The sequence below is a fragment of the Limnobacter sp. SAORIC-690 genome (genome assembly GCF_002954425.1).
Lineage (GTDB): Bacteria > Pseudomonadota > Gammaproteobacteria > Burkholderiales > Burkholderiaceae_B > Limnobacter > Limnobacter profundi.
This window is the reverse complement of the sequence record NZ_MQVZ01000001.1, coordinates 716,221-742,297: the sequence shown is the minus strand read 5'-3', so window position 1 is coordinate 742,297 and position 26,077 is coordinate 716,221. Positions and strand designations below refer to the sequence as shown.

The window sequence follows — 26,077 nt, the reverse complement described above, 5'->3', positions numbered from 1 at the left end:
ATGGAATGAACAATGCTGTGAATTCTGATGCGAGGAGCGAAACAAGGCGAGAACCTTCCCTCTATGTGGTGGCAACCCCCATCGGCAATATGGGTGACCTTAGTCTTAGAGCTCGCGCAGTGTTGGAGCAGGTGGATCGAATTGCCGCTGAGGACACCCGCAACACCGCCCGCATGCTGGATGCATTGGGTATCAAAAAACCCTTGATGGCGCACCACGCCCACAATGAACGCGAAAGTGCGCAGGGGGTGCTGGCTTGTTTGCAGCGTGGTGAGTCGGTGGCGTTGGTGAGCGATGCGGGCACGCCTGCTGTGTCGGATCCTGGCGCTGTGGTAGTTCGTTGTGTGGCCGAGGCCGGTTTTACTGTGGTGCCGGTGCCCGGTGCCAGCAGTGTGTTGGCTGTGGTGGCCGCGAGCGGGTTGGTGGATGGCGCTTTCACTTTCCGTGGTTTTTTGCCAGCCAAAGGAAAAAACCGTTTGGATGATTTGAAAACCTGGCTGGCTTGCCCTGAGCCCCAAGTGCTGTTTGAGGCGCCCCACCGCGTGATGCAACTGGTAGACGACCTTGAAAACCTGGGCATGGGTGGGCGCGACATGTGTGCCGGGCGCGAGCTGACCAAGCAGTTTGAAACCTTTTACCGGGGCAGTGGTGAGCAGGTGTTTGAGCAGGTGCGGCAAGATGCCAACGCCGAGCGTGGCGAATGGGCGTGGGTGATCGGCGGTAAGCAGGATTCTGACCACGATGCAGAAGCCGCGCAGGCCAGCGCAGATTTGGACACTTGGCTTACCTTGTTATTGGCCGAGTTGCCGCTGAAGACAGCAGTGGCGCTGGTGGTGAAAGCCACTGGCATGGCCAAAAACACGGTGTACGACCGGGCTCTTTTGATCAAAAGCGGGCGGTCATAAAAAAGCCAGCCCGAAGGCTGGCTAAACCACTGTGTGGAGTCAAGAACTGCTGTTGCCTAAAGCTTAGGCAGGCAGGGGCAAACCTGCTTCTGGCACTTCCAGGCCACTGATGCTCACAGACGCTGAAATTGGCAGGCCTTCTGGCAAAGCCAAGGTCAGTGTGCCGTCTTCAAAGCTGATGGGGCTGGCAGGCAGGCCGCCACCTGTGTCACCACCGCCGGGCAGGCTGGGCAAACCACCGCCGAGCAGGCCGGTCAACGAGTCCAGGCCTGGCAGGCCGTCTGTTGGAATTGGCAGTGCATCCAGGCCAGGAATCGCATCCAGACCAGGGATTGCGTCCAAACCAGGCAGTGCTGGCGCATCGGGCAAACCACCGCTGAGCAGGTCAGTCAGTGTGCTCAGGCTTGGCAGACCGTCGGTTGGAATTGGCAGTGCATCCAGACCAGGAATGGCGTCCAGGCCTGGTAGGGCGGGGGCTTCTGGCAAACCACCACCGAGCAGGTCAGTGAGTGCGTCCAGGCTTGGGGCGCCGTCGGTTGGCAGTGGCAGTGCGTCCAGGCCAGGAATTGCATCGAGACCGGGAATTGAAGGGGCGTCGGGCAGTCCGCCTGTCAGCAGGTCAGTGATGGCATCTGGGCTGGTTGGCAGCATATCCAAACCGGGAATTGAGTCCAAGCCTGGAATGCCAGCTGGAGGCGTGGGCAAACCGCCGTCCAGCAGACCAGTCAGTGAGTCCAGTCCGGGCAGGCTGTCTGTGGGAATAGGCAATGCGTCCAAACCGGGAATGGCGTCCAAGCCAGGCAGTTCGGGGGCGGCTGGCAGCGAGCCAGCAAAGGTGTCCAATACGCCAGCCAGAATTTCGCCAGCTACTGGTACGGCACTGATGCCGTTCTTCAATTCGTCTAGGGCCATGCTTTCTCCGTCATTTGAAATGATTAAAAATAGTTATTAGTTTTCTGTAGGCAATCTGCGCTGCCTGCGTAATAACAACAGAGATTGATTAATCATCGCAATTCGCACATTACTTACAAAGTATGGGTAAAAAACTCACTTTCATGCGATCTTTTCGGGGTAAGTTGATGATTCTCAAAAGAAATTAGCTTCGGTGAAATATTTGTGGCGGAAAATTGATGACAAAACTGTGATGGCGGGGTGTTTACGTCACCCGAAGGTCACTTTTGATCTGAACTTGAAGGTTCGCGGCTGCTGTTGTGCTTGTCTCGCACGGGGCCGGTGACTAGGGAGCCAAACTTGAACTGTCACCGCTGCTATTGGTAGCCAAGTCGGCGTGGGTACCTTGTGTCGCACAGGGCCAGTGACTTGGGAGCTGAACTTGAAGGATCGCCGTTGCCCGAAAACTTGGCATTTCGGCTTGTCGTCTTGAGCCTGCACTAAGCCAAGCCCTCCAAAAGTAACGGTCGGGTCTTGGCTTTTGCGCCAGGGCGCGATTGTTGGTCTCGGCGCGCCAAGCCGGCAAGTTTTCTGACTGGTCATCGTGCGACCCATGGCAAGTTCAGCTCCCCGCACTCCCGTGCCGCGCTTCGCCACCTCCGAGCGACTCGCGGCTGTGTTCAATGGTCAATCGGCACTGGCGAATTTCTCTCTCCACGCAACTCACGGCTGGTTTCATCGCCCAATCGGCGGCGGTGTTTCGATCGCTTCGCCTTCAAGAAAACCTGCCCGTTTGAATTCACCCGCCACGCTCGGCCATGGGCCGGCACCGAGACTCGGCCCGCTCTTTTGCCGAGCGAGGTGAGTCAGGGTGAATATCAAAAAGGGAAATACAGGTTTTCTGGCGAGAGATCGGGACCCAAGCCGATCGGGCGATTAAGAAAGAAGCTGCGGGACAGCTGAACCCAAGCCGATTGAGCTATTAACAAAGCCGCAGAGAGCGGAACGCAAGCCGATTGGGTATATACGTCGGCCATTGAGCGCGTAAAAAAAGCACGCCAACCCAAGGGTCACCGTGCTTTTTTGTACCGCATCAGCAAATCGAGAGAATCAATCTCCGTACATACGCTGCTTCAATTCCCGGCGCTGCTGCGCTTCAAGCGAAAGCGTGGCAGTGGGGCGGGCCAGCAAACGGGCTACACCAATGGGGTCGCCCGTTTCTTCGCACCAGCCGTATTCGCCAGCTTCGATTTTTTGAATGGATTGTTGAATTTTCTTCAACAGCTTGCGTTCACGATCGCGGGTACGAAGCTCAAGCGCATGCTCTTCTTCAATGGTGGCGCGGTCTGCGGGGTCGGGGACCACCACGGTTTCACGTAGGTGCTCCGTTGTTTCACCTGCGTTGGCCAGCAGTTCCTTTTCCATTTCCTGCAAGCGCTGGCGGAAAAAGGCAAGCTGCACCTCGTTCATGTAATCGTCTTCTTTCATCGCGAGCAATTGCTTCTCGGTGATGACGGGCGTTTTCTCAGTGGTCATAGCACAGCCTCTAGTCCTTTGGTTTTTTATTGACTATATACCAGTATATCCGCTATCGGGCTAGACAAAGCTCTAACCCTTGGGTGATAAATTCCTTGGGGAGTTTACGCCCAATAAACACGATTTTGCTTTCTTTTTTCTCGGCACTGTCCCATTTTCTGCCCCAGTCCAGTCCCATCAGCATGTGAACGCCTTGAAACAGGGCGCGGCGGTCGCTTGCCTTGATGTTCAAGATGCCTTTGTAGCGCAGCATGTCGGGGCCATAAACCTGGGTGACCGCGCCCATGAATTCCTCAAACTTCTGCCCATCAAACGGCTTGGTGCTTTTGAAGACAAAGCTTTGAATTTCGTCGTTGTGAACATGTTTGTCTTCGTCCAGAAAGTCGGGTGCAATGTCGAGAATGGAATTCAGGTTAAAGCCACGTACGTCCAGCAGTTTGTCGATTGGGGCCACGCCGAATTCCGAAATCATCATTTCGGCGCGCGCGTTCATCTTAACCAGCCTGCGTTTCAACGCGGTGACGTCATCTTCCGTGCACAGATCGGTTTTGGACAGCAAAATACGATCGGCAAAACCGACTTGCTGTTGAATCTCGCGGTGTTCGTCCAGTTGCTGCATGCCATGCTTGGCGTCGACCACGGTAATGACTGCGTCCAGAATGAAGCTTTCGGCCACCAGATCATCTACAAAGAATGTTTGGGCAACCGGGCCAGGGTCGGCCATACCGGTGGTCTCGATCACCACGCGGTCAAACTTGAGTTCGCCCGCCAAACGCTTGGCGGCCATTTCGCCGAGAATACGCACCAGGTCGCCGCGCACTGTGCAGCACAGGCAGCCGTTGTTCATCTCGACAATATTCTCCTGTTCGTTTTGCATCAACAGGTCGTTGTCGACACCTTCTTCGCCGAATTCATTTTCAATCACGGCGATTTTCATGCCGTGGTTTTCCTTCAGAATTCGGTTTAGTAAGGTGGTTTTTCCACTGCCCAGAAAGCCGGTAAGAATGGTGACTGGGATCATGTTGTGGGCTGCTTTGTTCATGGTGTTGTGTGCTGCAAAAATTGGGTCAACAGTGGAAATGGGGTCGTTTGTACAAATTTAAAGGGCCGGCTGGCGTCTAAACTGCCTGAAACGTCCACACACCTTCAATGGCCAAACGTTTCACCAAACCTTTGTACCACAGGTAGTGCAGGTGAGCGACGGCCTCACCCATGGCAAAGCTCATCTGGTGGCCGTCCATCTCGCGCCTGAACAACACGGCAATGGCCTGGCGGGCGGTCAAGGGCTTTTCCTGGATGGCTTCCAGCAGTTCATTGAGCCGGTGATCGTGGTGGCGCAGCAATTGGGCGCACCGGTCGTGCACGCCTTTGAAGGGAACGCCATGAGAGGGAAGCACGGTGAGGCTGTTGGGCAGTTGCGCCATGCGCTGTACGGATTGTAAAAACAACAGCAGCGGGTTGCCTTCGGGCTCAATGCCATACACGCTGACATTGGTGGAGATGGTGGGCAAGAGCATGTCCCCGCTGATCATCAAATCCAGGCTTTTGCACACCAGGCTGATGTGTTCGGGGCTGTGACCGAAACCCGCATGGCATTGCCACAGATGACCCCCAATCTCGATTTCATCCCCGTGCTGAATGCGTCGGTAGTTCAGTGGGGGTTCCGGCACAAGGCGCGAAAACATGCCACCTCGCGCTTCCAGGGTTTCATCGGCTTTTTTCTCGTTCACCAGGCCGTGGCTACCCATGAAGGCGGCCAGCGTGTTGGCATCAAAGCCCGGCAGGTTGGCGCACAGGCCGCGCGCCATGAAGTACTCGCCCGTGGACATGTGCACCTGCACGCCGTGGCGGCGGGCCAGTGGGCCGGCCATGCCGATGTGGTCGGGGTGAGCGTGGGTCACGATAATGCGGCCCAAGGGTTTGCGCACAAACAGGGTTTGTTCGATTTCTTCCCACATGGCGGCCACATCGGGTAGGCCCGCGCCGCAGTCCACCAGAGTGTACTGGTTTTCTTCTTCGATCAGCCACACATTGATGTGGTCGAGCGCGAAAGGCAGTGGCAAACGCAGCCACAAAACGCCAGGGGCGACCGGGGTGGGCTGGCCCAGAACGGGCGGTTCAAACAAACGTTCAATTCCCATGTGTTTTCTGGTGACTTTTCAGTCATTTGTGTGGGTGAAGGGGCTGATTGTAGGGCATCATTTCGAAAAAGCATAACTTCTGCGGAGACTTTGATATGTTGAATTTGCCAGGACTTCAGTTTGATCTTGGAGAGGACGTCGACGCCCTGCGCGATGCTGTACAAACTTTTGCCCAGGCAGAAATTGCTCCGCTGGCCGCCGAAATGGATAAAACGGACCAATTTCCCATGCATTTGTGGCGAAAAATGGGCGATATGGGCCTGTTGGGGCTAACCGTTGAGGAAGAGTTGGGCGGCAGTGGCATGGGATATTTGGCCCACATTGTGGCAATGGAAGAGATTTCGCGGGCCAGCGCCTCGGTGGCGCTGAGCTACGGCGCCCATTCCAACCTGTGCGTGAACCAGATTCGCCGCAACGGCAATGACTGGCAGCGTAAAACCTTTTTACCGAAGCTCATTTCTGGCGAGCACATTGGTGCGTTGGCCATGAGCGAACCCGGTGCGGGCTCAGACGTGGTCAGCATGCAATTGCGTGCCGACAAGAAAGGCGACAAGTATGTGCTGAACGGCAACAAAATGTGGATTACCAATGGCCCCGACGCGGATGTGTTGGTGGTGTATGCCAAAACAGACCTGGCTGCAGGCCCCCATGGTATTACCGCCTTTTTGATTGAAAAAGGATTCAAGGGTTTTTCCATTGCGCAGAAGCTGGACAAGCTGGGCATGCGCGGTAGCCACACCGGCGAGTTGGTGTTCGAGGATTGCGAAGTGCCCGAAACCCATGTGTTGGGCAAGGTGGGCCGCGGTGTGAATGTACTCATGAGTGGTCTGGACTTTGAGCGCGCAGTACTCAGCGGTGGGCCCCTGGGCATCATGGCGGCAGCCATGGATGTGGTGGTGCCTTATGTGCACGACCGCAAACAATTTGGCCAAAGCATTGGCGAATTTCAGCTGATTCAGGGCAAGTTGGCCGACATGTATTCAGTCATGATGGCCACCCGTGCCTATGTGTACCAAGTGGGCAAGGCTTGCGACAAGGCCACGCCAGAAACAGTGCGCAAGCTGCGCAAGGATTGCGCCGGCGCCATTTTGTTCTCGGCCGAGAAAGCCACCTGGATGGCGGGCGAGTCGATTCAGATTCTGGGCGGCAACGGCTACATCAACGAGTACCCCTGTGGCCGTTTGTGGCGCGATGCCAAGCTCTATGAAATTGGCGCGGGCACCAGCGAAATTCGCCGCATGCTGATTGGCCGGGAATTGTTCGCTGAAACTATGTAATACCCTACTGTGGCAGGGCAGGTCCGGCGGATTTGAACACCCGTTTGTCCTGCCCAATCACTACTTCACTTTCCCACAAGTAGCTCAGCCTGGGGTGCGCAGTTTGCAGCACTCTCAGTGCCTCAGTGTTGCCCAGCAGGTGAAAATTCATCCAGGCCAGTGAGTACTGGGCAGCAATTTCCCGCCCCCATGTGGAGGTGGGCAGCAGCGGGTAGTTGGTGTGCTGTGCATGGCTGGCGGCATCGGCCACAATGAAGGCGCGGTCGCTGGTCAATTTGTCATACACCGGGCGCACCACCGCCGGGTTCACTGCGACGATTGGCGCAATGGGGCCATCGTGGTCACCGGTTTGTATCATCACGGGGATCGGGTTTTTGTCAAACACCGATTGAATTTCACTAATGGGCGCGGCAGCCACAGCGGCTTTCAATCTTGGCTCTACTGCCTGCAAGCCCATGGTGGCAATTGCGCCCATGCTGTGGCCGATCACACCTATTCGGGCCGGGTCGATAAACTCGCGCGCGGGGCTGTTGTTGAGCAGGTAGGTGAGCGCGTCTTGCGCTTCTTCAATGTTGTTGCCTGGGTCGCCTTGTACCTCGTCAGCCGAGCGGCCCTGGCCGGAAAAATCAAATGCAAATACCAGATATCCCGCATCGGCAAAAAGCTGATGCCACCAGCGATACATGGCGGTGTTGGTATTCAGGCCTTCCAGCGCCAAAATCACAGGGAATTGTTGCGAAGTGGCTTGGGTTTGCCCCCGCTTGGGGAGCACGATTTCGCCGTGCAGGCGGGTGCCATATCGGTTTTGAAATTCAACAGGAACCAGTGCAACCGACTTGTTGTTCTCGGGGTGGCCGTACCAGTGGAAGACCTGGTCAATTCGGGAGCCATCGTTCAGTTGTGCGGCCATGGCGCGAATTTGAAATTCCAGCAAAGCGGGGTCGGTGATGTCGCTCAGCGTGTAGCCCAAAGCGATGGGGTCGACCACACCGGCCAGTTGTTGGCGCGGCAACATGTCGCTGACCATGCCCAGTTGAAACAGCACATCATCGGAAGGCAAGGGGCTTTCAGGGGGATTTTCACCTTGAACCGAAGCAGGCCAGCCAAAGGCCTCTGAGGATTGAATGGCATTGCGGGATGCGGAGCCGGAATTGTTTTCTCCGTTGCAGGCCCAGGCCAGCAAGGGTAAGCACAACAGGTAGAGCAACTTAAAACGACTTGGCATGACAACTTCCTGATTCAATTCGTCCATGATACTAAGTTCGCGCAGGTTTTGGATTTTCTTGGGCAAACGGGAATGGGATCTCGTAGAATCGGTGGTTCATCATATGGAGTGAAGCCAGCTTATGAGCAGCGTGCCTTTGGACCTGAAAACCCTGGAAGAGGATTTTGGTGAACTCAGCGAAACCAGCCACCTGAGTGAGGAGGAGGAGCGCGAGCTGTCCAAAAAAGTGGCCAGCGACATTCTGGCGGGCTTCGACAAACACTACCGCTTGTTTCGCTATTGCGCCCAGCAAACCAAAAAGCTGTTTGAGGAAGGCGATTGGCATTTGATCCAGCAACTGGCCCGCGACCGTATTGATTTTTACGATGAACGTGTGAAAGAGGCGGTGGATTTACTGCGGCGCAATTATGGTTCGCTGTTGATGAGCGAATCGGTGTGGGCCAAGATCAAGACCCGTTTTGTGACCTACCTGGTTGACCACAAGCAGCCTGAGTTGGCGGAGACCTTTTTCAATTCCGCCGTGACCAAGATTTTGCATCGCGATTACTACCACAACCGGTTTTTGTTTGTGCGCCCCGCGGTTAGCACCGATTATGTGGAAAGCGATCCACCCTCGTATCGCAGTTATTACCCGGCGAACCCGAAAAGTGGTGGTCTGCGCAAAACATTGAAGCGATTGATTCGTGATTTCTCGCTGAACGCTGAATTTGTGGATTTGGAGCGTGATCTGCGTTACGTGGTGCATGCTGCACGGCAGGTGATGCCACGGCCCATCAAGGTCGATCCGGATTGCCAAATTCAAGTGCTATCCAGTTTGTTCTTCCGCAACAAGGGCGCATACATCATTGGCAAGTTTATTAATGCCAACATGCCGCAACCGTTTGCCATTCCAATTCTTCGCGATTCCTCCGGCAAGTTGTACATCGACACAGTGCTGTTCAATGTGCAGCAAATCGCCACGCTGTTCAGTTTCACGCGCGCCTATTTCTTGGTGGACATGGAAACGCCTGGCGCCTATGTGCAGTTTCTGCGCACGCTGTTGCCGAACAAGCCCAAGGCCGAGATGTACACCATGCTGGGCTTGCACAAGCAGGGCAAAACTTTGTTTTACCGCGACTTCTTGCATCATCTGAAACATTCGCACGATGAGTTCATCGTGGCGCCCGGTATCAAGGGCTTGGTGATGGCGGTGTTCACGCTGCCTTCTTACCCTTATGTGTTCAAGCTGATCAAAGACAAAATTGCACCCAGCAAGGAAATAGACCGCGCCGGCGTGATGCGTAAGTACCAGTTGGTGAAAGAGCACGATCGCGTTGGTCGCATGGCTGACACCTGGGAATACAGCCATGTGGGTTTGCCACTGAACCGCTTTTCAGAAGAATTGATCGAGCATTTGAAGGACACCTGCGAAAGCTCGCTGAGCTTTGAAGATGACACAGTGGTGATCAAGCATGTGTACATTGAACGGCGCATGACGCCTTTGAATATTTACTTGCAACAGGGCACTGACGCTGAAGTGGAACACGGCATTACGGAGTATGGCAATGCGATCAAACAACTGGCGGCTGCGAATATTTTTCCGGGCGACATGCTGTTCAAGAACTTTGGCGTGACCCGCTTGGGCCGAGTGGTGTTTTACGATTACGACGAAATTGAGTACATGACCGACTCCAATTTCCGGCGCATTCCGGATGCACCCAACCCCGAGGCGGAAATGTCGTCTGAGCCTTGGTACACGGTGGGCCCGAAAGACGTATTCCCGGAAGAGTTCGGGCATTTTTTGCTGGGTGACCGCCGGGTGCGCAAAGCGTTTTTGAGTAAGCACCGGGATTTGCTGGAATATGAATTTTGGCAGGAGCGCAAAGACCGCATTACCCAGGGGCACATTGAGGATATCTTCCCGTATTCCGAGGCAGTGCGGTTTACCAACCGGTTTATCAAAAAGCAGTGAGCTGCCTTGCGGTTTATTGCCAACTCGGCAGGGGTTGCTTGTGTCGCTCTGGGTCGGTGACTTGGGAGCTAAACTTGAAGGGTCACCGCTGCCCGAAAACTTGGCATTTCGGCTTGTTTGCTTGAGCCTGCACTAAGCCAAGCCCTCCAAAAGTAACGGTCGGGTCTTTGCTTTCGCGCTATAGCGCGATCGTTGGCCTCGGCGCGCCAAGCCGGCAAGTTTTCTGACTGGTCATCGTGCGACCCATTGCAAGTTCAGCTCCCCAATCGGCGGCGGTGTTTCGATCGCCTCGCTTCAAGAAAACCTGCCCTTGTGTGCCGAGCAGGGCCGGTGTTGCCCAGCATGGGCGACAGAGAACGAACCCGACCCGCAGTTTAGGAGGGTCGCTCTCAGGCATCGCAAGGCTCAGCAAGGGGAATACAGGTTTTCTGGCGAGAGATTGAAACCCAAGCCGATCGGGCAGCTAACCGGCAGGCTAGAGATCGGAACCCAAGCCGATTGAGCTGTTAAACAGCGCGCATTTACGCCCTGCGCTTGGGCAGCATCAATTCACTCGCCGCAATTTTCTCGGGCTGAAACTTGTTCACCGGAACATCCAGTTCATAGCCAATGGCCACGCCGCACAGCAAGTTGTATTGCTTCGGAATGTCGAAGTGCTTATCCAAAGGCGAGCGGAACAGGCCCAGTGCACCTTGGGCACAAGTGCCCAAACCTTCATTCGTGGCTGCCAACATCAGGCTTTGCAGAAAAATGCCGGCGTCCAGCGCACTGTAAATACCCACGCCCTCGTGAACAAACACAAATGCAGCCGCGGGGGCCAAACATGCGGAAGTTTTCGGCCATGGCCTGGTCGCGGGCTTTCAAGTCGTTTCGGGCTACACCCAATACACCGTACAAGCCTTTGCCACACTCCACCCGGCGAGCCTGCAAATCCTTGGGGTAGTTCACCACAGGTTTTACATCGCCATCGGGAATGCCTTTGCTGCGGGTCAACAGCCCTTTGATTTGCGCCAGCTTGCCGCCGCGTTGCAATTTGATGGTCTCTTGAAATCTTGAATACAGCTCGGTGCGCAAACTTTCCAGCACGTCGCCAGTGGCCAGGGCGATTCGGTAAGGGTGCGTATTGGACCAACTCGGTGACAGTGCAGCCTGTGAAAGTAGGCGTTCAAGCACCTCTTCGGGCACGGGTTTGGGGTCAAAAGCACGCACACTGTGGCGCTGTTTCAATGTGTCAAGAAATTCCATTTTTCCTTGCTCTGTGTAATAGTTGGCCCAGTTTAGAGTATTTCTTACTAGCCAACAGACCCGGCTCGCCACTATTCTCTCAACTGACAATATAAAAAGTCACATGAACGGTCAAACCACGGGGACAAAACAATGAACAATCCACACGTAGACGTACTGATTATCGGCGCCGGTCTGTCTGGCATTGGTGCAGCATGCCACATCAAGCAGAACTGCAAAGGCAAAAGCATCAAAATTCTGGAGCGTCGCAAAGCGATTGGAGGCACTTGGGACTTGTTCCGCTACCCCGGTATCCGGTCTGATTCCGACATGTTCACCCTGGGTTACAGCTTCAAGCCCTGGAAGGGCGAGAAGGTTTTGGCCAATGGCCAGGAAATTCGCGAGTATGTGACCGAAGCCGCCAAAGAACACGATGTAATCAAGGATATCCAGTTTGGTTTGAAGGTAACTGCTGCCAATTGGGATTCAGAAGCCAACCAGTGGACCGTGGAAGGCATCATCGAGGAAACTGGCGAGAAGCAGGTGTTTACCAGCAACTTCTTGCTGGGTTGCACCGGTTACTACAATTACGACAAGGGCTACAGCCCCGAATTTCCGGGTATCAAGAACTTCAAAGGTACTGTGGTGCACCCACAGCAGTGGCCTGAAAACCTGGACTACTCCGGCAAGCGCGTGGTGGTCATTGGCAGTGGTGCAACCGCGATTACCCTGGTGCCAGCCATGGCCGACACAGCAAGCCATGTGACCATGTTGCAGCGTTCGCCCACTTACATTGCCTCCATCCCGTCAGTGGACCCAGTTTCCGTGGTGCTGAAAAAATTCATGCCCGACACCTGGGTGTACAACATCGGCCGTGCCCGCAACATTGGTTTGCAACGCCTGATCTTTAAGTTGAGCAAAGAACGCCCACAGGCGATCAAGCGTTTGCTGCTGGGGGCAACCCGTGCGCGCATGGGAAAAACCTTCGACATGAAGCACTTCACCCCCAGTTACAACCCTTGGGATCAGCGCCTGTGCGTGGTGCCCGACGGTGATTTGTTCAAGGTGCTGAAGAAAGGCAAAGCCGACATTGTGACTGACCACATTGATACCTTTGTCAGCAATGGCATCAAGCTGAAAAGTGGTCAGGTTCTTGAGGCCGACATCATCATCACTGCCACCGGCCTTGACCTGCAAATTCTGGGTGGCCTGACTGCACACGTGGATGGCAAGCCCGTGAACGTGGGCGAAGTGATGAGCTACAAGGGGGTGATGATGAGCAGCATTCCCAACTTCGCGATGGTGTTCGGTTACACCAATGCTTCTTGGACCTTGAAGGCGGATTTGGCGGCCGAATTTGTGTGCCGCGTGCTGAATCACATGGACAAGCATGGTTATAACCGTGTGGTGCCCAACGCCGAAGGCGTTGAGGCCGATGACACCCCCATGTTTGACCTGGAAGCCGGCTACATGAAACGTGCCGCAGATCGCCTGCCCAAGCAGGGTCCGGCTGCACCTTGGACTGTGGTGAACAACTACCTGGCCGATCGCCCGGTGTTGAAAAAAGGCAAGATTGAAGATGGCGTGTTGGAGTTTGCAAAAGCGGGCGCAGTAACAGGCAAAAAATCTTCAGGTCGTAAGTCACAGGCCAAGCAGGCGGCTTGATTTCCGGCTTGACGGTCAGCGAGATAAAGACGTTTCCCTATTAAAAGATTCGGGATACCTCTTTGATCTGCTGGCCGTCGACCTTCACCCACCCCTTTGAATCGTTGATATTCACTTCAATCCAGCTTTCAGTCGCTGGTTGATTCACTAATCTCCAGCCGACACTTGATTCTGTAGGGCACTCCTTGAGTTCGTTGACGGTTTGTCCTATCGCTACAAGGCAGTGCCCCTCTGCAATCCACATCAGTAATCTGGGTTTGTCGCTAGCACTGATTTTTTTTTCAACCCATGTTATTGATTCCTCGTAATACCGGTCCGAGGGCAATTCCTTGATTTCACCAAACTCTCTGACCTGCACGGATTGGCTGCTAATGACTTCAATTTGTCCTGCGTTCAAAGTACGGGTAATTGAATTCTCAAAGGAAAGTGCCCCTTCTTTTTGAATCATCGCGTTGTTGGAAATGGCCGAGTCCTTGTTGGGGGCGACTCGCAGTTCAATCTGGTTTCCGATCGCCACGTATTCCGGGCGACCTTCACCGACGAAATTTTCATAAACAAAAGAAGTTTGTGTTCCAGTTGTATCGACGGAGCATGCGCATATCGCCAGAGTCGTAGTCAGCGTTGAGATTAAGCGTGCTTTCATTTCGCCGCCCTTTGAGGTGGTGCAAGCAAAATACCTGGATGGTAAATTTGCGACCCCTTGAACTTGGTCAATACGCTACCGCGATTGTTGAATGAGTACGAGCAATGCACCCAGCCGGATTGGGGCGAATCAGGTAAATAATGTTCGAGAATCAACTGGTCAAAGCTCAAATTTTCCTTGATCCAATTCGCGACCTCATGAACAGTGTGGCCCTCTACGCGAAAGTCAACCGCCTCACCTTTGGAGTGTTGTGAATTATTCGAACCACCCACAGCTCTGTTAACTGCTGGGCTTCTGTATGCGCTGTGGATAATCACTCTACGGTTGAAGTGTTTTCGCACGGGTTCTAGTATGTTCTCTGCTGCCCTGCGCAAGTTGCTTATTACTTTCGGATCTTTCGGAGTGTTGAACACACCGGTATTCGTCTTGGTGAGTTCTTCAAGATTGAAGTGAGCCGAAATACAATTTGGCAATTTGCCATCGCAAAAGTTTTTCATTGGAATATTTACTTGCGTTTGCTGGGAAGCACGAAAGAGTATCAGTGCAGGCCCCAACTGCAAAAAGCCACTCAGAAGTGATGATCCCCTCGTTTAAAACCCACTTCGGTACCCAAGCCGATTCAAACCACGAGCACCACGCACTGCGCGCTCACTGCGAAACTGAACCGCCTGTTCCATATTGCCATCGCTGAAATTGCCGCCCAATGGTGTGTCAAATCCGCCATTCAAACCGCGGCTGGCCCGCTGCGCACGCGCAGTGAGAAATTGCGCCACCTGTTCCTTGTCCACCTCGAATTCGCCGCCCAAGGGAGTTTCCAGGGTACCTGTGTCAAAGCTGTCCAGGCGACGGTTCAAGCCCAGCAGATCGTCTCGGCCGATAGTCAGCAATGCTTTTGCCAAAGGGAAATTGCCTTGGGCGCGAATGTCGTCGCGAAGTGTATTCACCGCGAGGATTTCCTCGCCGTTTACAAAGTAATCAATCGGGCGGGGCACTTCGGCAAAGCGTTCTGCGAAGGCGGGTTGGATAGGCGCAGCGCCAATACCCAAGGCAATTAACAGGCAAGTGTGTTTGAACATGAAGACCCCTGTGATGAATACGTTTTCATCATCTAGAGTGATACTTAGGTGATGATGTTGTCTATCGGGCTTACCCTTCGCTCGAAATAGGTATACCAGTCCATGGGTAAGCGCAATATCGCCTAAGATACCTGGCCAATCACCCTATTTATCAATTTTGTCCAACCCGATCGATCAAGACAGACAGCTCGAAGAACTGCCCTATGCATGGCGGCGTGTCGTGCTGTTTGCTGACAATATGGCGCAGGCCACCGTGGCTGATGCCATCGGCCGTAGTCCCAAGCAACAGCTTACGTGGATCGGCTTGGCTGCTTTGCCCTTGTTACTGCCTTTTGGCATTCCGGGGGTGGCCACAAGCCTTGGATACCTTACTTTTTTGCTGGGCGTGGGGTACGCCTTGGGGTTTGGTGTGCCCATTCCCAGAAAAATTGGTGAAAAGCGTTTGCCACCGAATGCGGCCCAGGTGCTTAAAAGGTTTTTGGGGGTATTTATCCGCCGGGTTGCGCCGCACAGCAAACCGCGCCTGTTCATCATGAGTCATCCGCGCATGCGCCCGGTGAATGGCTTGGTCTTGTCGTTCGCGGGCTTGTGCATGGCCGCACCTGTGCCTTTTGCCTCATTCGACAATGTGCTGCCGGCTGCGGCCATGGTGTGCATCACCTTTGGTTTACGGGTGCGCGATGGAAGGCTGGTGCTGGCGGGCTACGTGTTCACGGTGCTGGCGGCTTTGCTGGTGGTGCTGTTGTGGTGGGGTGGCTATGCTGTGTTTGTGTGGGTTTCAAAGCAACCATGGGCCAGCCAATGGCTGGGTTGGCTTTTTTCCTGACAAGGCGCAAGCCACACCGCGAAGTATCCCTTAAGTTCGATAGAATCACAGAAACACCCCAATCTGGAGCCAAATAGCACCATGACTACCAAACAAACGATTGATTTCTATTTCGACCTGACCAGCCCCTACAGCTATGTGGCCGCCGAGCAAATCGAGGAAATTGCTGCCGAAGGTAACCGCAGTGTGAATTACAAGCCGACCCTGTTGGGCTTCGTATTCAAAAGCACCGGCAACACCGCGCCCATGATGAACCCGGCCAAGGGCAAGTACTCCGCAAAAGACTTTGCACGCACTGCGCGCTTTCATGGTTTGAAAATCAATTGGCCCAAAAAATTCCCCATCAATGCCACCACTGGCTCACGTGCCATTTTGCAGGTGCTGAACACCCAGCCTGAAAAGGCTGGCGCACTGACCCGTGCCCTCTACAAAGCCTATTTTGTGGATGGGCAGGACATTACCGAAGATTCAACCGTGCAGGCGGTGGCCGATTCCATCGGACTGGATGGTGCAGCGCTGATTGCCGGCGCCCAAACAGATGCGGTGAAGGAGCAAATGAAAAACGCGGTGCAGGAATCCATCGACGCCGGCATGTTTGGTGCACCGTACTTTGTGGTGGATGGTGAAGCCTTCTGGGGCCAGGACCGCATGGAACAATTGCGTCGCTGGGTTGTGCAGGGGCCTTTCTGAACATGGCCGTTCTTGATTCCAACAATGTCAAAAGCCGCCCCGACTTTGCGGCCAATTCAGCAGCGCTTAAAAAACTGGTCGACGAGTTAAAGGCCAACCTGGCAGTGGTGGCACAAGGCGGTGGCAAAGTGGCCAACGAACGCCACACAGCGCGTGGCAAGCTGCTGCCCCGCGAACGTGTGGCTGGTTTGCTCGACCCCGGCTCTCCGTTTCTGGAACTGGCACCCTTGGCTGCATGGAGCATGTACGGCGGCGCTGCACCTGGCGCGGGAGCCATTGCGGGCATTGGCCGCGTTAGCGGTGTCGATTGCATGATTGTTTGCAACGACGCCACGGTGAAAGGCGGCACCTATTACCCCTTGAGCGTGAAGAAACACCTGCGCGCACAAGAAGTGGCAGCCGAAAATAATTTGCCCTGTATTTACCTGGTCGATTCCGGTGGGGCCAATTTGCCGAATCAAGACGAAGTATTCCCTGACCGCGATCACTTCGGACGAATATTTTTTAACCAAGCCAATATGAGCGCGCAGGGCATTGCGCAAATCGCGGTGGTCATGGGCAGCTGTACTGCCGGTGGTGCTTATGTGCCCGCCATGAGCGATGAAGCCATTATCGTGAAAAACCAGGCCACTATTTTTCTGGGTGGCCCACCCTTGGTGCAAGCCGCCACGGGCGAAATTGTGAGCGCTGAAGAACTGGGTGGTGCCGACGTGCACACACGCCTTTCTGGTGTGGCCGATCATTTGGCTGAAAACGACCAACATGCACTCGAAATTGCCCGCCGCATTGTGGCCAATTTGGGACGACCCGAGAAACGCTACCCATGGGTTTTGGCCGAATCCAAAGAGCCCCTGTACAGCGCCGAAGAAATTTACGGCATTGTGCCAGTGGATGCAAAAAAACCGTTCGATGTGCGCGACATCATTGCCCGCTTGGTTGATGGCAGCGAATTCGATGAATTCAAAGCCCGCTTTGGCAATACGCTGGTGTGTGGATTTGCGCGCCTGTATGGCATGCCGGTCGGCATTGTGGCCAACAACGGCATTTTGTTTTCCGAGTCAGCCCAGAAAGGCGCTCACTTCATTGAGCTGTGTTGCCAACGCAAGATCCCCTTGGTGTTTTTGCAAAACATCACCGGTTTCATGGTGGGCAAGAAAGTAGAAAACGAAGGCATTGCACGCCATGGTGCAAAAATGGTCATGGCAGTGGCCTGCGCCAAGGTACCCAAATTCACAGTGGTGATCGGTGGCTCCTTTGGTGCAGGCAACTACGGCATGTGCGGTCGTGCGTACAGCCCGCGCTTTATGTGGATGTGGCCCAATGCGCGAATCAGTGTAATGGGTGGCGAACAGGCTGCTGGCGTGTTGGCCACCGTGAAGCGAAACCAGATTGAGGCCAAAGGCGGCACCTGGAGCAAGGAAGAAGAAGCCGAATTCAAGGCACCCACGCTAAAGCAGTTCGATGAACAGAGCCAACCCTATTACGCCACAGCAAGGCTCTGGGACGATGGCTTGATTGACCCGGTGGATACCCGCCGTATTCTGGGCATGGCCATTTCAGCCAGCTTGAATGCCGACATTCCGGATACGAAGTTCGGCGTCTACAGAATGTAAATGCGTACAACAATAAAAACGGAGACACCGCAATGACAGAACAGTCGAATGAAAAACCCGTGATTGAAACCCGCAAGGGAAAATCCGTGTGGCTGACGCTGAACCGCCCGCACATTAAAAACGCCATGAACGGCGAAATGATTGCCATGCTGGTCGAGGCTTTCCAGCGTTTGGGCAATGACCCTGACACACGCGCGATTGTGCTGGCTGCAAATGGGGATGCATTTTGTTCTGGCGCCGACTTAAGCTACATGATGCAAATGGCGCAGCAGGCGGCCAGCAACAAAACCAGCGGCATCACACTTACCAGCCTGTTTCGCGGCATTGCCGAATGCCCCAAGCCCGTGGTGGCGCGTGTGCACGGCTTGTGCCTGGCAGGTGCCACTGGCCTGGTCAGTGCCAGCGACATTATTGTGGCCAGCAACAATGTGAAATTCAGCTTGCCGGAAGTCAAGCGTGGTTTGATACCCGCCACCATCAGCCCCTATGTGGTTCAAGCCATGGGTGTGCAGGCTGCGCGCCGCTATTTCATCACTGGCGAAACATTCACGGCTGAGAAAGCGTACGAGTTGGGCATGGTGCATGAACTGACCACGCCCGACACACTGGATGCGAAGCTGGAATCGATTCTTGCCGAGCTGGACAGTTGCGCCCCCGATGCCATGGCGGCGTGCAAAAAACTCGTTCGCGATGTGTCACGCATGGACATCACCGCCGATGAAACACACGCCGATGTGGCTGCACGACTAGCTGAAGTGCGCGGCAGTGCCGAAGCTGCCGAAGGCATGATGGCTTTCATGGAAAAACGCAAACCGAAGTGGGTTGGCTAAAAAGGTTATTCACACAATGTTCACCAAAATACTGATTGCCAACCGTGGCGAAATAGCCCGCCGAATTAACCGCACCGCGCAAGCCATGGGTATTCAAACCGTGGCGGTGTATTCCACAGCTGACGCGCAGGCCCTGCATGTGCAGGAATGCAATGAAGCGGTGTGCCTTGGCGAGCCCGAGGCTGCGCAAAGCTACCTGAATATCGACAAAGTGATTGCAGCAGCCCGGCAAACCGGTGCGCAGGCCATTCACCCTGGCTACGGTTTTCTGTCCGAGAATGCCGCCTTCGCGCAGGCTTGTGCCGACGCACACATCACCTTCATTGGCCCCGGTGTGCAAGCCATTCGCATCATGGGCAGCAAAAGCGAGGCCAAGGCCTGCGTGCAACCAGCGGGTGTACCGCTCATTCCTGGTTACTTTGGCGCAGACCAATCGCTCGCTACCTTGCAGGCTGAAGCTGACCGAATCGGTTTTCCACTGATGATCAAGGCGGTGGCCGGCGGTGGTGGCAAGGGCATTCGAATTGTCAGCAGTGCAGGCGACTTGCAAGCCGCACTTGAAAGTTGCCAGCGCGAGGCAAAAAACGCATTTGGCGACGCCACGGTGATGCTTGAAAAACAGATCATCCAACCTCGCCATGTGGAAGTGCAGGTGTTTGCCGACACCCACGGCAATGTAGTGCATCTGTTCGAACGCGATTGCTCGGCACAGCGCCGCCACCAAAAAGTGATTGAGGAAGCGCCCGCATTCGGGCTCACCGAGCAACAGCGTGAAGCCTTTGGGCGAACAGCGGTGCAAGTGGCCAAGGCCGTAAGTTATGTGGGTGCTGGCACGGTTGAGTTTTTGCTGGATGCGCGCGGCGAGTTCTATTTCATGGAAATGAACACCCGCTTGCAGGTGGAGCACCCGGTGACTGAAATGATCACCGGGTTCGACCTGGTCCAATGGCAAATTGAAATTGCGGCAGGTTTGCCTTTGCCTGCGACCCAGGAAACCATTCACATTGACGGCCATGCGTTTGAAGCGCGCCTGTATGCCGAAAACCCGGAGCAGGGGTTTTTGCCTGCCATTGGTACAGTTGAATTGTGGGAAGCGCCCGATGCAATCGAGTTTCGCACCGGTACGCACGCAGGCCGAACGGCTGGTATTCGATTGGATTCCTCCATGCGCTCTGGCTTGGCCGTGTCGCCATATTACGACCCCATGGTGGGCAAACTGATTACCTGGGCACCCACTCGCGATGCTGCATTAAAAAAACTGGCTGACGCATTGGCACAGCTGCGTTGTGTCGGCGTAAAAAACAACCTGGCCTGGTTGCGCAGTTTGTGCCTGCACCCGGAATTTGCAGCAGGTGGTTACGACACCGGGTTGATTGACCGGATGACCATGGGAGCAGTCGTTGTGAATAACCCCATCGATACGCACACGCTGCACGCCTTGGCGGGCCTCGCACCTTGGGCGTTGCACCAGCATGCGCATGCAAGCAGCACGAGAGACCCGCTCGCCATGCTGGATGGTTTTTACTCCAGCTCGCCCCCCTTGCGGGAAGACCGCTGGTTGAACCGCGACATTGCTGTGGCCACGCACACACATGTGTCGGTGCGTGGGCAGAAAGCCCATATTCAATGTGCTGGCTCGGCTTTGCAACTTGCTCTGAGCGAGCAAGATAACCGCAGTGGCTTGCCGCGTTTGAAAGGGTTTGTTGAGAATGGCCCCCATGCTGGCAGCACATTTGATTTGATTTGGCATGGCGACAACCTGCACGTGCATGTGGGTGCAGAGCAAACCAATCTGCAATGGCAAAACCCGGCCCACATTCGCGCCGACCAGGGGCATGACGCCCACGGTGTGGCCGCGCCCATGCCTGGCAAGGTGTTCGCCGTGTTCGTAAAAGTGGGTGACAGGGTGAAAAAAGGTCAGCCTTTGATTGGCCTGGAGGCCATGAAAATGGAACACACCTTGAATTCGCCCTGCGATGGTGTGGTGCAGGCCATTCCGCACCCGGTGGGTGACCAGGTGACTGAGGGCACTGAGCTGATTCATTTTTCAGAAGACGACACGGCAAAATGAGCATGATCAAACTTCCTTCGCAGGTGACTCTGGTTGAGGTTGGCCCACGCGATGGCCTTCAGAACGAGAAAACGCCCATTTCAACCGCCATCAAGGTGGAACTGTGCAAGCAGTTGATCGAAGCGGGTATTCACAGGCTGGAGGCTGCAGCGTTTGTGTCGCCCAAGTGGGTGCCGCAAATGGCCGATGGCGCGGATGTATTGGCTGGCCTTCGAGCCCTTCCCGACATACAGGATCGTGCAGTGTCCTACTCGGCCCTGGTGCCCAACCTCAAGGGCATGGAAGCTGCGATTGAAGCAGGCGTGCAAGAGGCAGTCGTGTTCACAGCTGCCTCGGAAGCATTCACGCAAAAAAATATCAATTGCACCATTGCAGAAAGCATTGAGCGCTTTAAACCTGTGGCCGCATTGGCCCAAGCCCACAATATTCACCTGCGCGGCTCCATTTCATGTGCGCTGGGTTGCCCCTACCAAGGTGAGGTGCCGGTGCAAAGTGCTGCAGAGGTGGCCTTGCGTCTACGCGACATCGGTGTGCAAGAATTTGATGTGGCCGATACCATTGGTGTGGGTACCGCGCTGAGGGTTAGCCATGTGTTCGAGGCGGTGGGTTACAGCGTGGGTTTGAACAATGTGGCAGGTCACTTTCACGACACCTATGGGCAAGCTCTGGCCAATATTCTGGCCGCCTTGCAGTTGGGTGTGTCTACCTTCCACAGCTCGATTGCCGGCCTTGGCGGTTGCCCTTATGCCAAAGGGGCAACTGGCAACGTGGCCACCGAAGATGTGGTTTACCTGTTGCAGGGCATGGGCATTGAAACCGGCCTGAACTTGACCAAACTGGTGCAAACTGGCGCCTGGATTTCAGGCAGCATTGGCAAACCTTACACCAGCCGTGCTGGCCGTGCGGTGTGGAATAAATTGAATGCGGAAACAAGTGCTTGAATGCTCGGGGAAGTGACCCCCAGAATCATCTAATTGCCCTGCTTATTTTCTACGAATTCTAGGAATGGCCATGAACACTGCCACACCTTGTTCAAGGCTGTTGCGCCCAGTGTAAAGCTCGATTCGAATGGCTTTGGCCCGAATTTTCATGTGCGCCAAACCACGTCCGCGCCCCAGTGTGTTCTGGGGCATGCCTACGCCGTTATCGCTGATGCTCAGCAGAACTTTGTTATTGGCTTCATCCCATCGCACACTCAGTTCAATCTTGCTGGCTTTGGCATGTTTGAGGCTATTGGCAAAAATTTCCTGAACAATTCGCAGTAAATCGAACAGGTCGCGAGAGCTGTAGCCCTCCAGTTTTGGAATGTCAGCCACACTCCATAATAGCGTTACACCGCTGGCTTTCAAGCGGCGTTCATAGCGCCACCGGAAATTACCCAACAGCGCCAGCAGGTCGTCGCTTTGTGGGTCGAGTGAATCAATCGCCATGCGCAAATCGTCCAGGCATTCCTGCAACACATCGCGCATTTCATCCTGGCTCAAGGGCTTGGTTTCGCTCAGGTTCAGGGCCGATACCAAACTGGAACCCACCCCATCGTGAATGTCTTGCATAATGCGTCGTCGTTCATCGTCCTGGGCACGTTGCTGCTCAATTTTGCGCAGCAAATTGAATTGGCGAAACAGCTGCTGTTCGCGAATCGCCAACTCGGAGTTCAGCGAATCGTTGGACGTTTTCAGTTCTTGCAACAAGGCGCGATAGCGCCTGAAAATAACCCAGCAAGCCGACACAAACAACAAAATGCCGGTGTACTGCGAAAGCAGAATGGATTCAATCGGCAGCAGGTTCAGCATGGTGGCCAAATCACGAATGCTGAGCAAAACAAACAACAGCGAACTGCAACCCAGTATGGCGCCTTCAAAGTTGCGCGTACGCCAGGAATGGCTCAGCAGCAGCACGTTGAGCGCAAACACCACCGGAATTACCGGTAACAGCAGCCAGAATGTGAAATTCAGGATTTGTTCGCTGCCCGCCACAAAGGTGATTAGCGACACTGCCACTGCATAAGCCAGCAGGCCCTTCGGAATCCAGGTCCAGCCCAGGTTCATGTAGCGGATCAGGAACAACCCATACAGGCAGGCGAACCACGCATGCAGGCTGTGGACCAACTGGCCCCACTGCGCGTGGGGCAGGGGAATCCAGTCCATGAAATAGCCAGTGTTGCGAACCGCAAAAACGATCACGGCAAGGCTGAAGAAAAAGAACCCTTCCTGTTCCCGAAATACCCGTGCAAACAACAGCAACAACACACCACTGGCAAATGCCACCAGGGTGGCCAGCATCGACCCGGTCACTTGCCAGCGGTACGACGATTCATACATGGGTTCAAGTGCGCTGTTGGACCCCAGCCACACCCTTCCCAGTCCACTTCGGTAGTTTTTGTAACCCGCCACCTGAATCAGCAAGGTGTTGTTACCGGGGGCAAGCAGGTCGGGCGAAAACTGGAACAGGTAGGGGTAATTCCAGTGTCGGGTAATGTTGCCTTCCAGGGAGCCCAGTCCGCCAATCCAGTGACCGTTCAAATACGCATGGGCATTCATGATGGCCTTTGGCACGAACACCGCGTTGGGTACCGGTTTGTCGGGGTCCAGGCGAAAATCGATTTGATACCAGCCCTGGCCTTCAAATGAAGGTTGTGTCGTGTCCCAGGAATCGGGAAGTACCACGGTTTTTTTTGCGTTCAGCGACAACACATCACCGGCGCTCAAGGTGGGGTCATTGGAGAAAAGTACCTTGGCCTGCTGAAACAAATAGGCTTGCTGGTGTGAATTCTTGTCACCCAGGGCGGGCAGTGGGGCTTTGAATGTACCCAACAACGCCACAACCAGTGTCGCCACAAAAAGAAGCAGGAAACGCCCAATAAAAAGGCGGTCAGCGGGAGTCAGGCTCAAAGGTCAAGCAGCCCCAGAAGGGTGGCTTCATACACCGCTTCAGACCTGCTGTGCACGTGCAGTTTTTTGTAAATGCGCTTCACGTGAGTCGCCACTGTGTGGGTTGAAATACCCATTTGCGCTGCAATTTCCTGCGCTGTAAAACCACGGGCCACTTGTTGAATCACCTTCAATTCCCGGTCGGTAATGCTGCATGCTTTTTGCGATTCATCTTGATCGGCCTTGTTTTGAGCACAATCGGCATCGACAGGGCGCGGCATTTGCATTTTTGACAGCAACTGGCGTGCAATCAATGGGCTAATGGGCGAACCGCCGTTGGCCACTTCCAGAATGTGTTCAATCAATTCTTCGTTGGAATAGTCTTTCAGCAGGTAGCCGCTTGCGCCGGCCTCCAGGCTTCTCACCACGTGGTCTTCATCACCAAATGCAGTAATCACCAGGCACTCTGTTTCGGGTTTGTGTTTGCTAAGCCACTCAATCACCTCAATGCCTGATGAATCGGGTAAACCCAAATCGATCAGCGCAACTTTCGGGTTGGTCATGAACAACAGGGAGTAGGCGTCTTGAACGGTGCTGGCCACGCCCAGCAATGTCATGTGAGGGGAGGAGTCAATTACGCGGGTCAGGTGGTCTTGCGTGGCGGGTTCATCCTCGACCAAGATCACGCCGACTGGCTTGGCTTCAATGTGATCAAGATCTCGCGCGTTCATGATTTGCCAGTTTAGGTGTCCAAAGGTAATTTGAGCAGAAAACGGGTGCTTGCCCAGCCTCAGCGTGAATATCGATGCTGCCCCCCAAAGCGCTCGCACGTTGTTTCAGGTTTTTCAAACCCCTGCCGTGCTGGCTTCTTTCCAGTACAAATCCTACGCCGTTGTCTTGAATATGAACACCCACATATTTTGGTCCCCTTGAAACATGCAGGCTTACTTCGCTGGCGTTGGCGTGTTTCAAAATGTTGGTGAAAATTTCCTGAACAATGCGCAGAACATGCAGGCAGTTGCGTGCATCCAGGTAGGGAATGGGGGGTATGTCTTCATCAATCACCCAATGCAGCCGAATGCCTGCACTGCGCATGTTGTCAGCAATTCGGTAACGGAATGCGCCCAGCAAGGTAGTCAGGTCCTGTTCAATCGGTTCGAGCGAGTCGATGGTCAGCTGCAAATCCCGCAAGCCCGATTCAAGCAAGTTCAATGTGTTCTTGCGATTGAAGTTGGAGGATTGAAGGTGGTGAATTGCGGCCACCAAGTGGGCTCCCAAGCCATCGTGCATGTCGGCCATCAAACGTTGGCGCTCTGCCATTTTCACCTTGTCTTCATCAATTTTTTGCAAGCGCTGGTATTGCGCTGCCAGTTCGGCCTCCCGCTCCATCAGGCGATTCTGAAGTGTTTCATTGAAACGATCCGACTCAGCCAGCAAACCGCTGTAGCGGTCGATCAAAAAGTAGCTCATGGCCAGAAACATGGCAATGCCCATGTACTGGTTCAAAAAATAACCGTCGAAGGGCAAAATGCCTGCGAGAAAAAGCAGATCAGACACACTCAAGGCCATGTAACACAGCAAGCCGAATCCGAAGGCGTGCGGTGCTAGCGACTGCTTGCTGTTGCCATAGCGCATCAGTTGCAACACATTCCAGCTGTACATGCACAAGCCAAGAATGCCGTAGTAGCCCACCAGGCGCAGTGCCCAGTTTTCATTGATCATCAGCAGCACCGGAAAGCTTGCTGTGTAGGCGCCCCATATTTTCCATTCAAGCCTGTGTTTGGGAACACGGCAATACAGCAGAATCAGCAGCACCACCGCACTGGCAAACACCAGCAAACCACCTTGGGTAATTTGTATCCACAGCCCATGTTCAACGGGTGGAACTGTGGTCAAAAATGCCAGGTTTCGAATGCCCCACAAAAAACAGGTGGCAGCCAGCAACATCAACAGGCCGCTGCGTGTTTTGCCCATGCCAATCAGAATGGTCAATACAATGCCTGCGCCCAACACAAAGGCTGTGCTCAGGTAAACCGAGGTCACCTGCACCTCGTAACGAGAACGGTAGGCCTCGCGCAGGTTTTCATCCGAGCCCAGCCAAATTGAAGACAAGCCCGCCAAATAGTCGGGAAAGGCTCGCACTTGAATGGCCAGTGTATTTTTGCCAGGCTGCAAAACCCGGGCACTCAGGTTCAAGATTTGGGGACGATTCCAGTTGCGCTCTGCATATTCGCCTGTCATGGGGCCAAAATAGCCTATGCGCTCGCCATTCAGGTATACCTCGGCATTCATGGCAAAGCGTGGAATGTACAGCGCTTCGAGGCGGCTGTCGGGCAGCACAGTGAAGTCAAGTTCATACCAGTAAAAACCGCCGGGACCACGCAACTTGTCGTCGATTCGGTGGGGCAATAGCACCACCGTGGCTGCTGCCAGGTGCGCAGGCGGCTCGGTTTGGTAATCAGTGTGGGCCGCAAAGCGCGCCATACCTAATTCAATGGCGCCTGGATCTGAGGGGGTGGCTTTGGCGATTTCGTAAAAAAGCAGGGCAGCACCGCTTAATGCGATACACACGGCCAATACATAAAACAGGCCAAGTCGTCTTGCCCAGCTTGACGCGGGCTTCAGTTGGGCACCTGGCATTGT

23 protein-coding genes are annotated in these 26,077 nt (G+C 54.5%); 10 read left to right on the top strand and 13 right to left on the bottom strand.

The features are described from left to right. The first annotated feature begins 5 nt into the window (after positions 1 to 5). On the top strand, positions 6 to 905 hold the full coding sequence (gene rsmI / locus BSZ31_RS03495; RefSeq protein ID WP_105029720.1) for a 16S rRNA (cytidine(1402)-2'-O)-methyltransferase: 900 nt from the start codon (positions 6 to 8) through the stop codon (positions 903 to 905). Between the two features lie 63 nt (positions 906 to 968). On the opposite strand, the gene BSZ31_RS03490 is transcribed toward rsmI, so the two are convergent. From BSZ31_RS03490 to BSZ31_RS03475, 4 genes are all read right to left on the bottom strand, one after another. Next, positions 969 to 1,817, bottom strand: coding sequence for a hypothetical protein (locus BSZ31_RS03490; RefSeq protein ID WP_105027578.1), 849 nt, complete (start codon positions 1,815 to 1,817; stop codon positions 969 to 971). A 1,089-nt stretch (positions 1,818 to 2,906) separates the two neighbouring features. After that, on the bottom strand, positions 2,907 to 3,332 hold the full coding sequence (gene dksA / locus BSZ31_RS03485; protein ID WP_105027577.1) for an RNA polymerase-binding protein DksA: 426 nt from the start codon (positions 3,330 to 3,332) through the stop codon (positions 2,907 to 2,909). A 52-nt stretch (positions 3,333 to 3,384) separates the two neighbouring features. Further along, a complete protein-coding gene (locus BSZ31_RS03480) occupies positions 3,385 to 4,374 on the bottom strand; it encodes a GTP-binding protein (protein WP_168426829.1) in 990 nt (329 codons plus the stop codon). Positions 4,375 to 4,450: 76 nt separating this feature from the next. Next, positions 4,451 to 5,473, bottom strand: coding sequence for an MBL fold metallo-hydrolase (locus tag BSZ31_RS03475; RefSeq protein WP_105027576.1), 1,023 nt, complete (start codon positions 5,471 to 5,473; stop codon positions 4,451 to 4,453). Positions 5,474 to 5,568: 95 nt separating this feature from the next. Here BSZ31_RS03475 and BSZ31_RS03470 point away from each other — a divergent pair, with 95 nt between their 5' ends. Then, positions 5,569 to 6,750, top strand: coding sequence for an isovaleryl-CoA dehydrogenase (locus BSZ31_RS03470; protein WP_105027575.1), 1,182 nt, complete (start codon positions 5,569 to 5,571; stop codon positions 6,748 to 6,750). Positions 6,751 to 6,754: 4 nt separating this feature from the next. Here BSZ31_RS03470 and BSZ31_RS03465 read toward each other — a convergent pair whose 3' ends face one another. Beyond that, positions 6,755 to 7,975, bottom strand: a complete 1,221-nt coding sequence (locus BSZ31_RS03465; RefSeq protein WP_240605634.1) for a S9 family peptidase — start codon at positions 7,973 to 7,975, stop codon at positions 6,755 to 6,757. Between the two features lie 121 nt (positions 7,976 to 8,096). Between BSZ31_RS03465 and aceK the strand changes: the two genes are divergently transcribed. Continuing rightward, positions 8,097 to 9,926 (top strand): bifunctional isocitrate dehydrogenase kinase/phosphatase, encoded by a 1,830-nt coding sequence (gene aceK, locus BSZ31_RS03460; protein ID WP_206018540.1) that lies wholly within the window; start codon positions 8,097 to 8,099, stop codon positions 9,924 to 9,926. 521 nt (positions 9,927 to 10,447) lie between these two features. On the opposite strand, the gene BSZ31_RS17010 is transcribed toward aceK, so the two are convergent. Together BSZ31_RS17010 and BSZ31_RS03455 are read right to left on the bottom strand one after the other, a co-directional pair. Further along, a complete protein-coding gene (locus BSZ31_RS17010) occupies positions 10,448 to 10,660 on the bottom strand; it encodes a nitroreductase family protein (RefSeq protein ID WP_240605633.1) in 213 nt (70 codons plus the stop codon). Beyond that, positions 10,641 to 11,171 carry a nitroreductase family protein gene (locus BSZ31_RS03455; RefSeq protein WP_206018538.1) on the bottom strand — a complete coding sequence of 177 codons (531 nt, stop codon included), beginning with the start codon at positions 11,169 to 11,171 and terminating at the stop codon, positions 10,641 to 10,643. Before BSZ31_RS03455 ends, BSZ31_RS17010 begins: the two co-directional genes overlap by 20 nt. A gap of 132 nt (positions 11,172 to 11,303) precedes the next feature. Here BSZ31_RS03455 and BSZ31_RS03450 point away from each other — a divergent pair, with 132 nt between their 5' ends. Beyond that, positions 11,304 to 12,815, top strand: coding sequence for an NAD(P)/FAD-dependent oxidoreductase (locus BSZ31_RS03450; protein WP_105027574.1), 1,512 nt, complete (start codon positions 11,304 to 11,306; stop codon positions 12,813 to 12,815). Positions 12,816 to 12,855: 40 nt separating this feature from the next. On the opposite strand, the gene BSZ31_RS03445 is transcribed toward BSZ31_RS03450, so the two are convergent. From BSZ31_RS03445 to BSZ31_RS03435, 3 genes are read right to left on the bottom strand one after another with little or no spacing between them, the layout of a single operon-like run. After that, a complete protein-coding gene (locus tag BSZ31_RS03445; protein ID WP_105027573.1) occupies positions 12,856 to 13,458 on the bottom strand; it encodes a hypothetical protein in 603 nt (200 codons plus the stop codon). Beyond that, on the bottom strand, positions 13,455 to 14,018 hold the full coding sequence (locus BSZ31_RS03440; RefSeq protein ID WP_105027572.1) for a D-Ala-D-Ala carboxypeptidase family metallohydrolase: 564 nt from the start codon (positions 14,016 to 14,018) through the stop codon (positions 13,455 to 13,457). The genes BSZ31_RS03445 and BSZ31_RS03440 overlap by 4 nt, the downstream gene beginning before the upstream one ends. A gap of 30 nt (positions 14,019 to 14,048) precedes the next feature. After that, the gene (locus BSZ31_RS03435; RefSeq protein ID WP_105027571.1) at positions 14,049 to 14,534 is read right to left on the bottom strand and encodes a hypothetical protein; all 486 of its coding nucleotides are present in this window, start codon (positions 14,532 to 14,534) and stop codon (positions 14,049 to 14,051) included. A 220-nt stretch (positions 14,535 to 14,754) separates the two neighbouring features. On the opposite strand from BSZ31_RS03435, the gene BSZ31_RS03430 reads away from it, so the two are divergent. The 6 genes from BSZ31_RS03430 to BSZ31_RS03405 all read left to right on the top strand — a co-directional run bounded on the left by BSZ31_RS03430 (position 14,755) and on the right by BSZ31_RS03405 (position 21,505). After that, on the top strand, positions 14,755 to 15,360 hold the full coding sequence (locus BSZ31_RS03430) for an exopolysaccharide biosynthesis protein (protein ID WP_146106577.1): 606 nt from the start codon (positions 14,755 to 14,757) through the stop codon (positions 15,358 to 15,360). Positions 15,361 to 15,441: 81 nt separating this feature from the next. After that, positions 15,442 to 16,050, top strand: a complete 609-nt coding sequence (locus tag BSZ31_RS03425; protein WP_105027569.1) for a 2-hydroxychromene-2-carboxylate isomerase — start codon at positions 15,442 to 15,444, stop codon at positions 16,048 to 16,050. Between the two features lie 2 nt (positions 16,051 to 16,052). Beyond that, positions 16,053 to 17,663, top strand: a complete 1,611-nt coding sequence (locus BSZ31_RS03420) for a carboxyl transferase domain-containing protein (RefSeq protein WP_105027568.1) — start codon at positions 16,053 to 16,055, stop codon at positions 17,661 to 17,663. Positions 17,664 to 17,695: 32 nt separating this feature from the next. After that, complete coding sequence (locus tag BSZ31_RS03415; protein ID WP_105027567.1) at positions 17,696 to 18,493, top strand: enoyl-CoA hydratase-related protein; 798 nt, start codon at positions 17,696 to 17,698, stop codon at positions 18,491 to 18,493. A 16-nt stretch (positions 18,494 to 18,509) separates the two neighbouring features. After that, positions 18,510 to 20,564 (top strand): biotin carboxylase N-terminal domain-containing protein, encoded by a 2,055-nt coding sequence (locus tag BSZ31_RS03410; protein WP_105027566.1) that lies wholly within the window; start codon positions 18,510 to 18,512, stop codon positions 20,562 to 20,564. 5 nt (positions 20,565 to 20,569) lie between these two features. Next, positions 20,570 to 21,505, top strand: a complete 936-nt coding sequence (locus tag BSZ31_RS03405; RefSeq protein WP_206018637.1) for a hydroxymethylglutaryl-CoA lyase — start codon at positions 20,570 to 20,572, stop codon at positions 21,503 to 21,505. 42 nt (positions 21,506 to 21,547) lie between these two features. On the opposite strand, the gene BSZ31_RS03400 is transcribed toward BSZ31_RS03405, so the two are convergent. Genes BSZ31_RS03400 through BSZ31_RS03390 form a run of 3 tightly spaced genes read right to left on the bottom strand, consistent with a single transcriptional unit; the run spans position 21,548 to position 26,074 of the window. After that, positions 21,548 to 23,455, bottom strand: coding sequence for a sensor histidine kinase (locus BSZ31_RS03400; protein WP_105027564.1), 1,908 nt, complete (start codon positions 23,453 to 23,455; stop codon positions 21,548 to 21,550). Then, on the bottom strand, positions 23,452 to 24,165 hold the full coding sequence (locus BSZ31_RS03395) for a response regulator transcription factor (protein ID WP_105027563.1): 714 nt from the start codon (positions 24,163 to 24,165) through the stop codon (positions 23,452 to 23,454). The genes BSZ31_RS03400 and BSZ31_RS03395 overlap by 4 nt, the downstream gene beginning before the upstream one ends. Then, positions 24,146 to 26,074 carry a sensor histidine kinase gene (locus tag BSZ31_RS03390; RefSeq protein ID WP_105027562.1) on the bottom strand — a complete coding sequence of 643 codons (1,929 nt, stop codon included), beginning with the start codon at positions 26,072 to 26,074 and terminating at the stop codon, positions 24,146 to 24,148. Before BSZ31_RS03390 ends, BSZ31_RS03395 begins: the two co-directional genes overlap by 20 nt. Between the last annotated feature and the right edge of the window lie 3 nt (positions 26,075 to 26,077).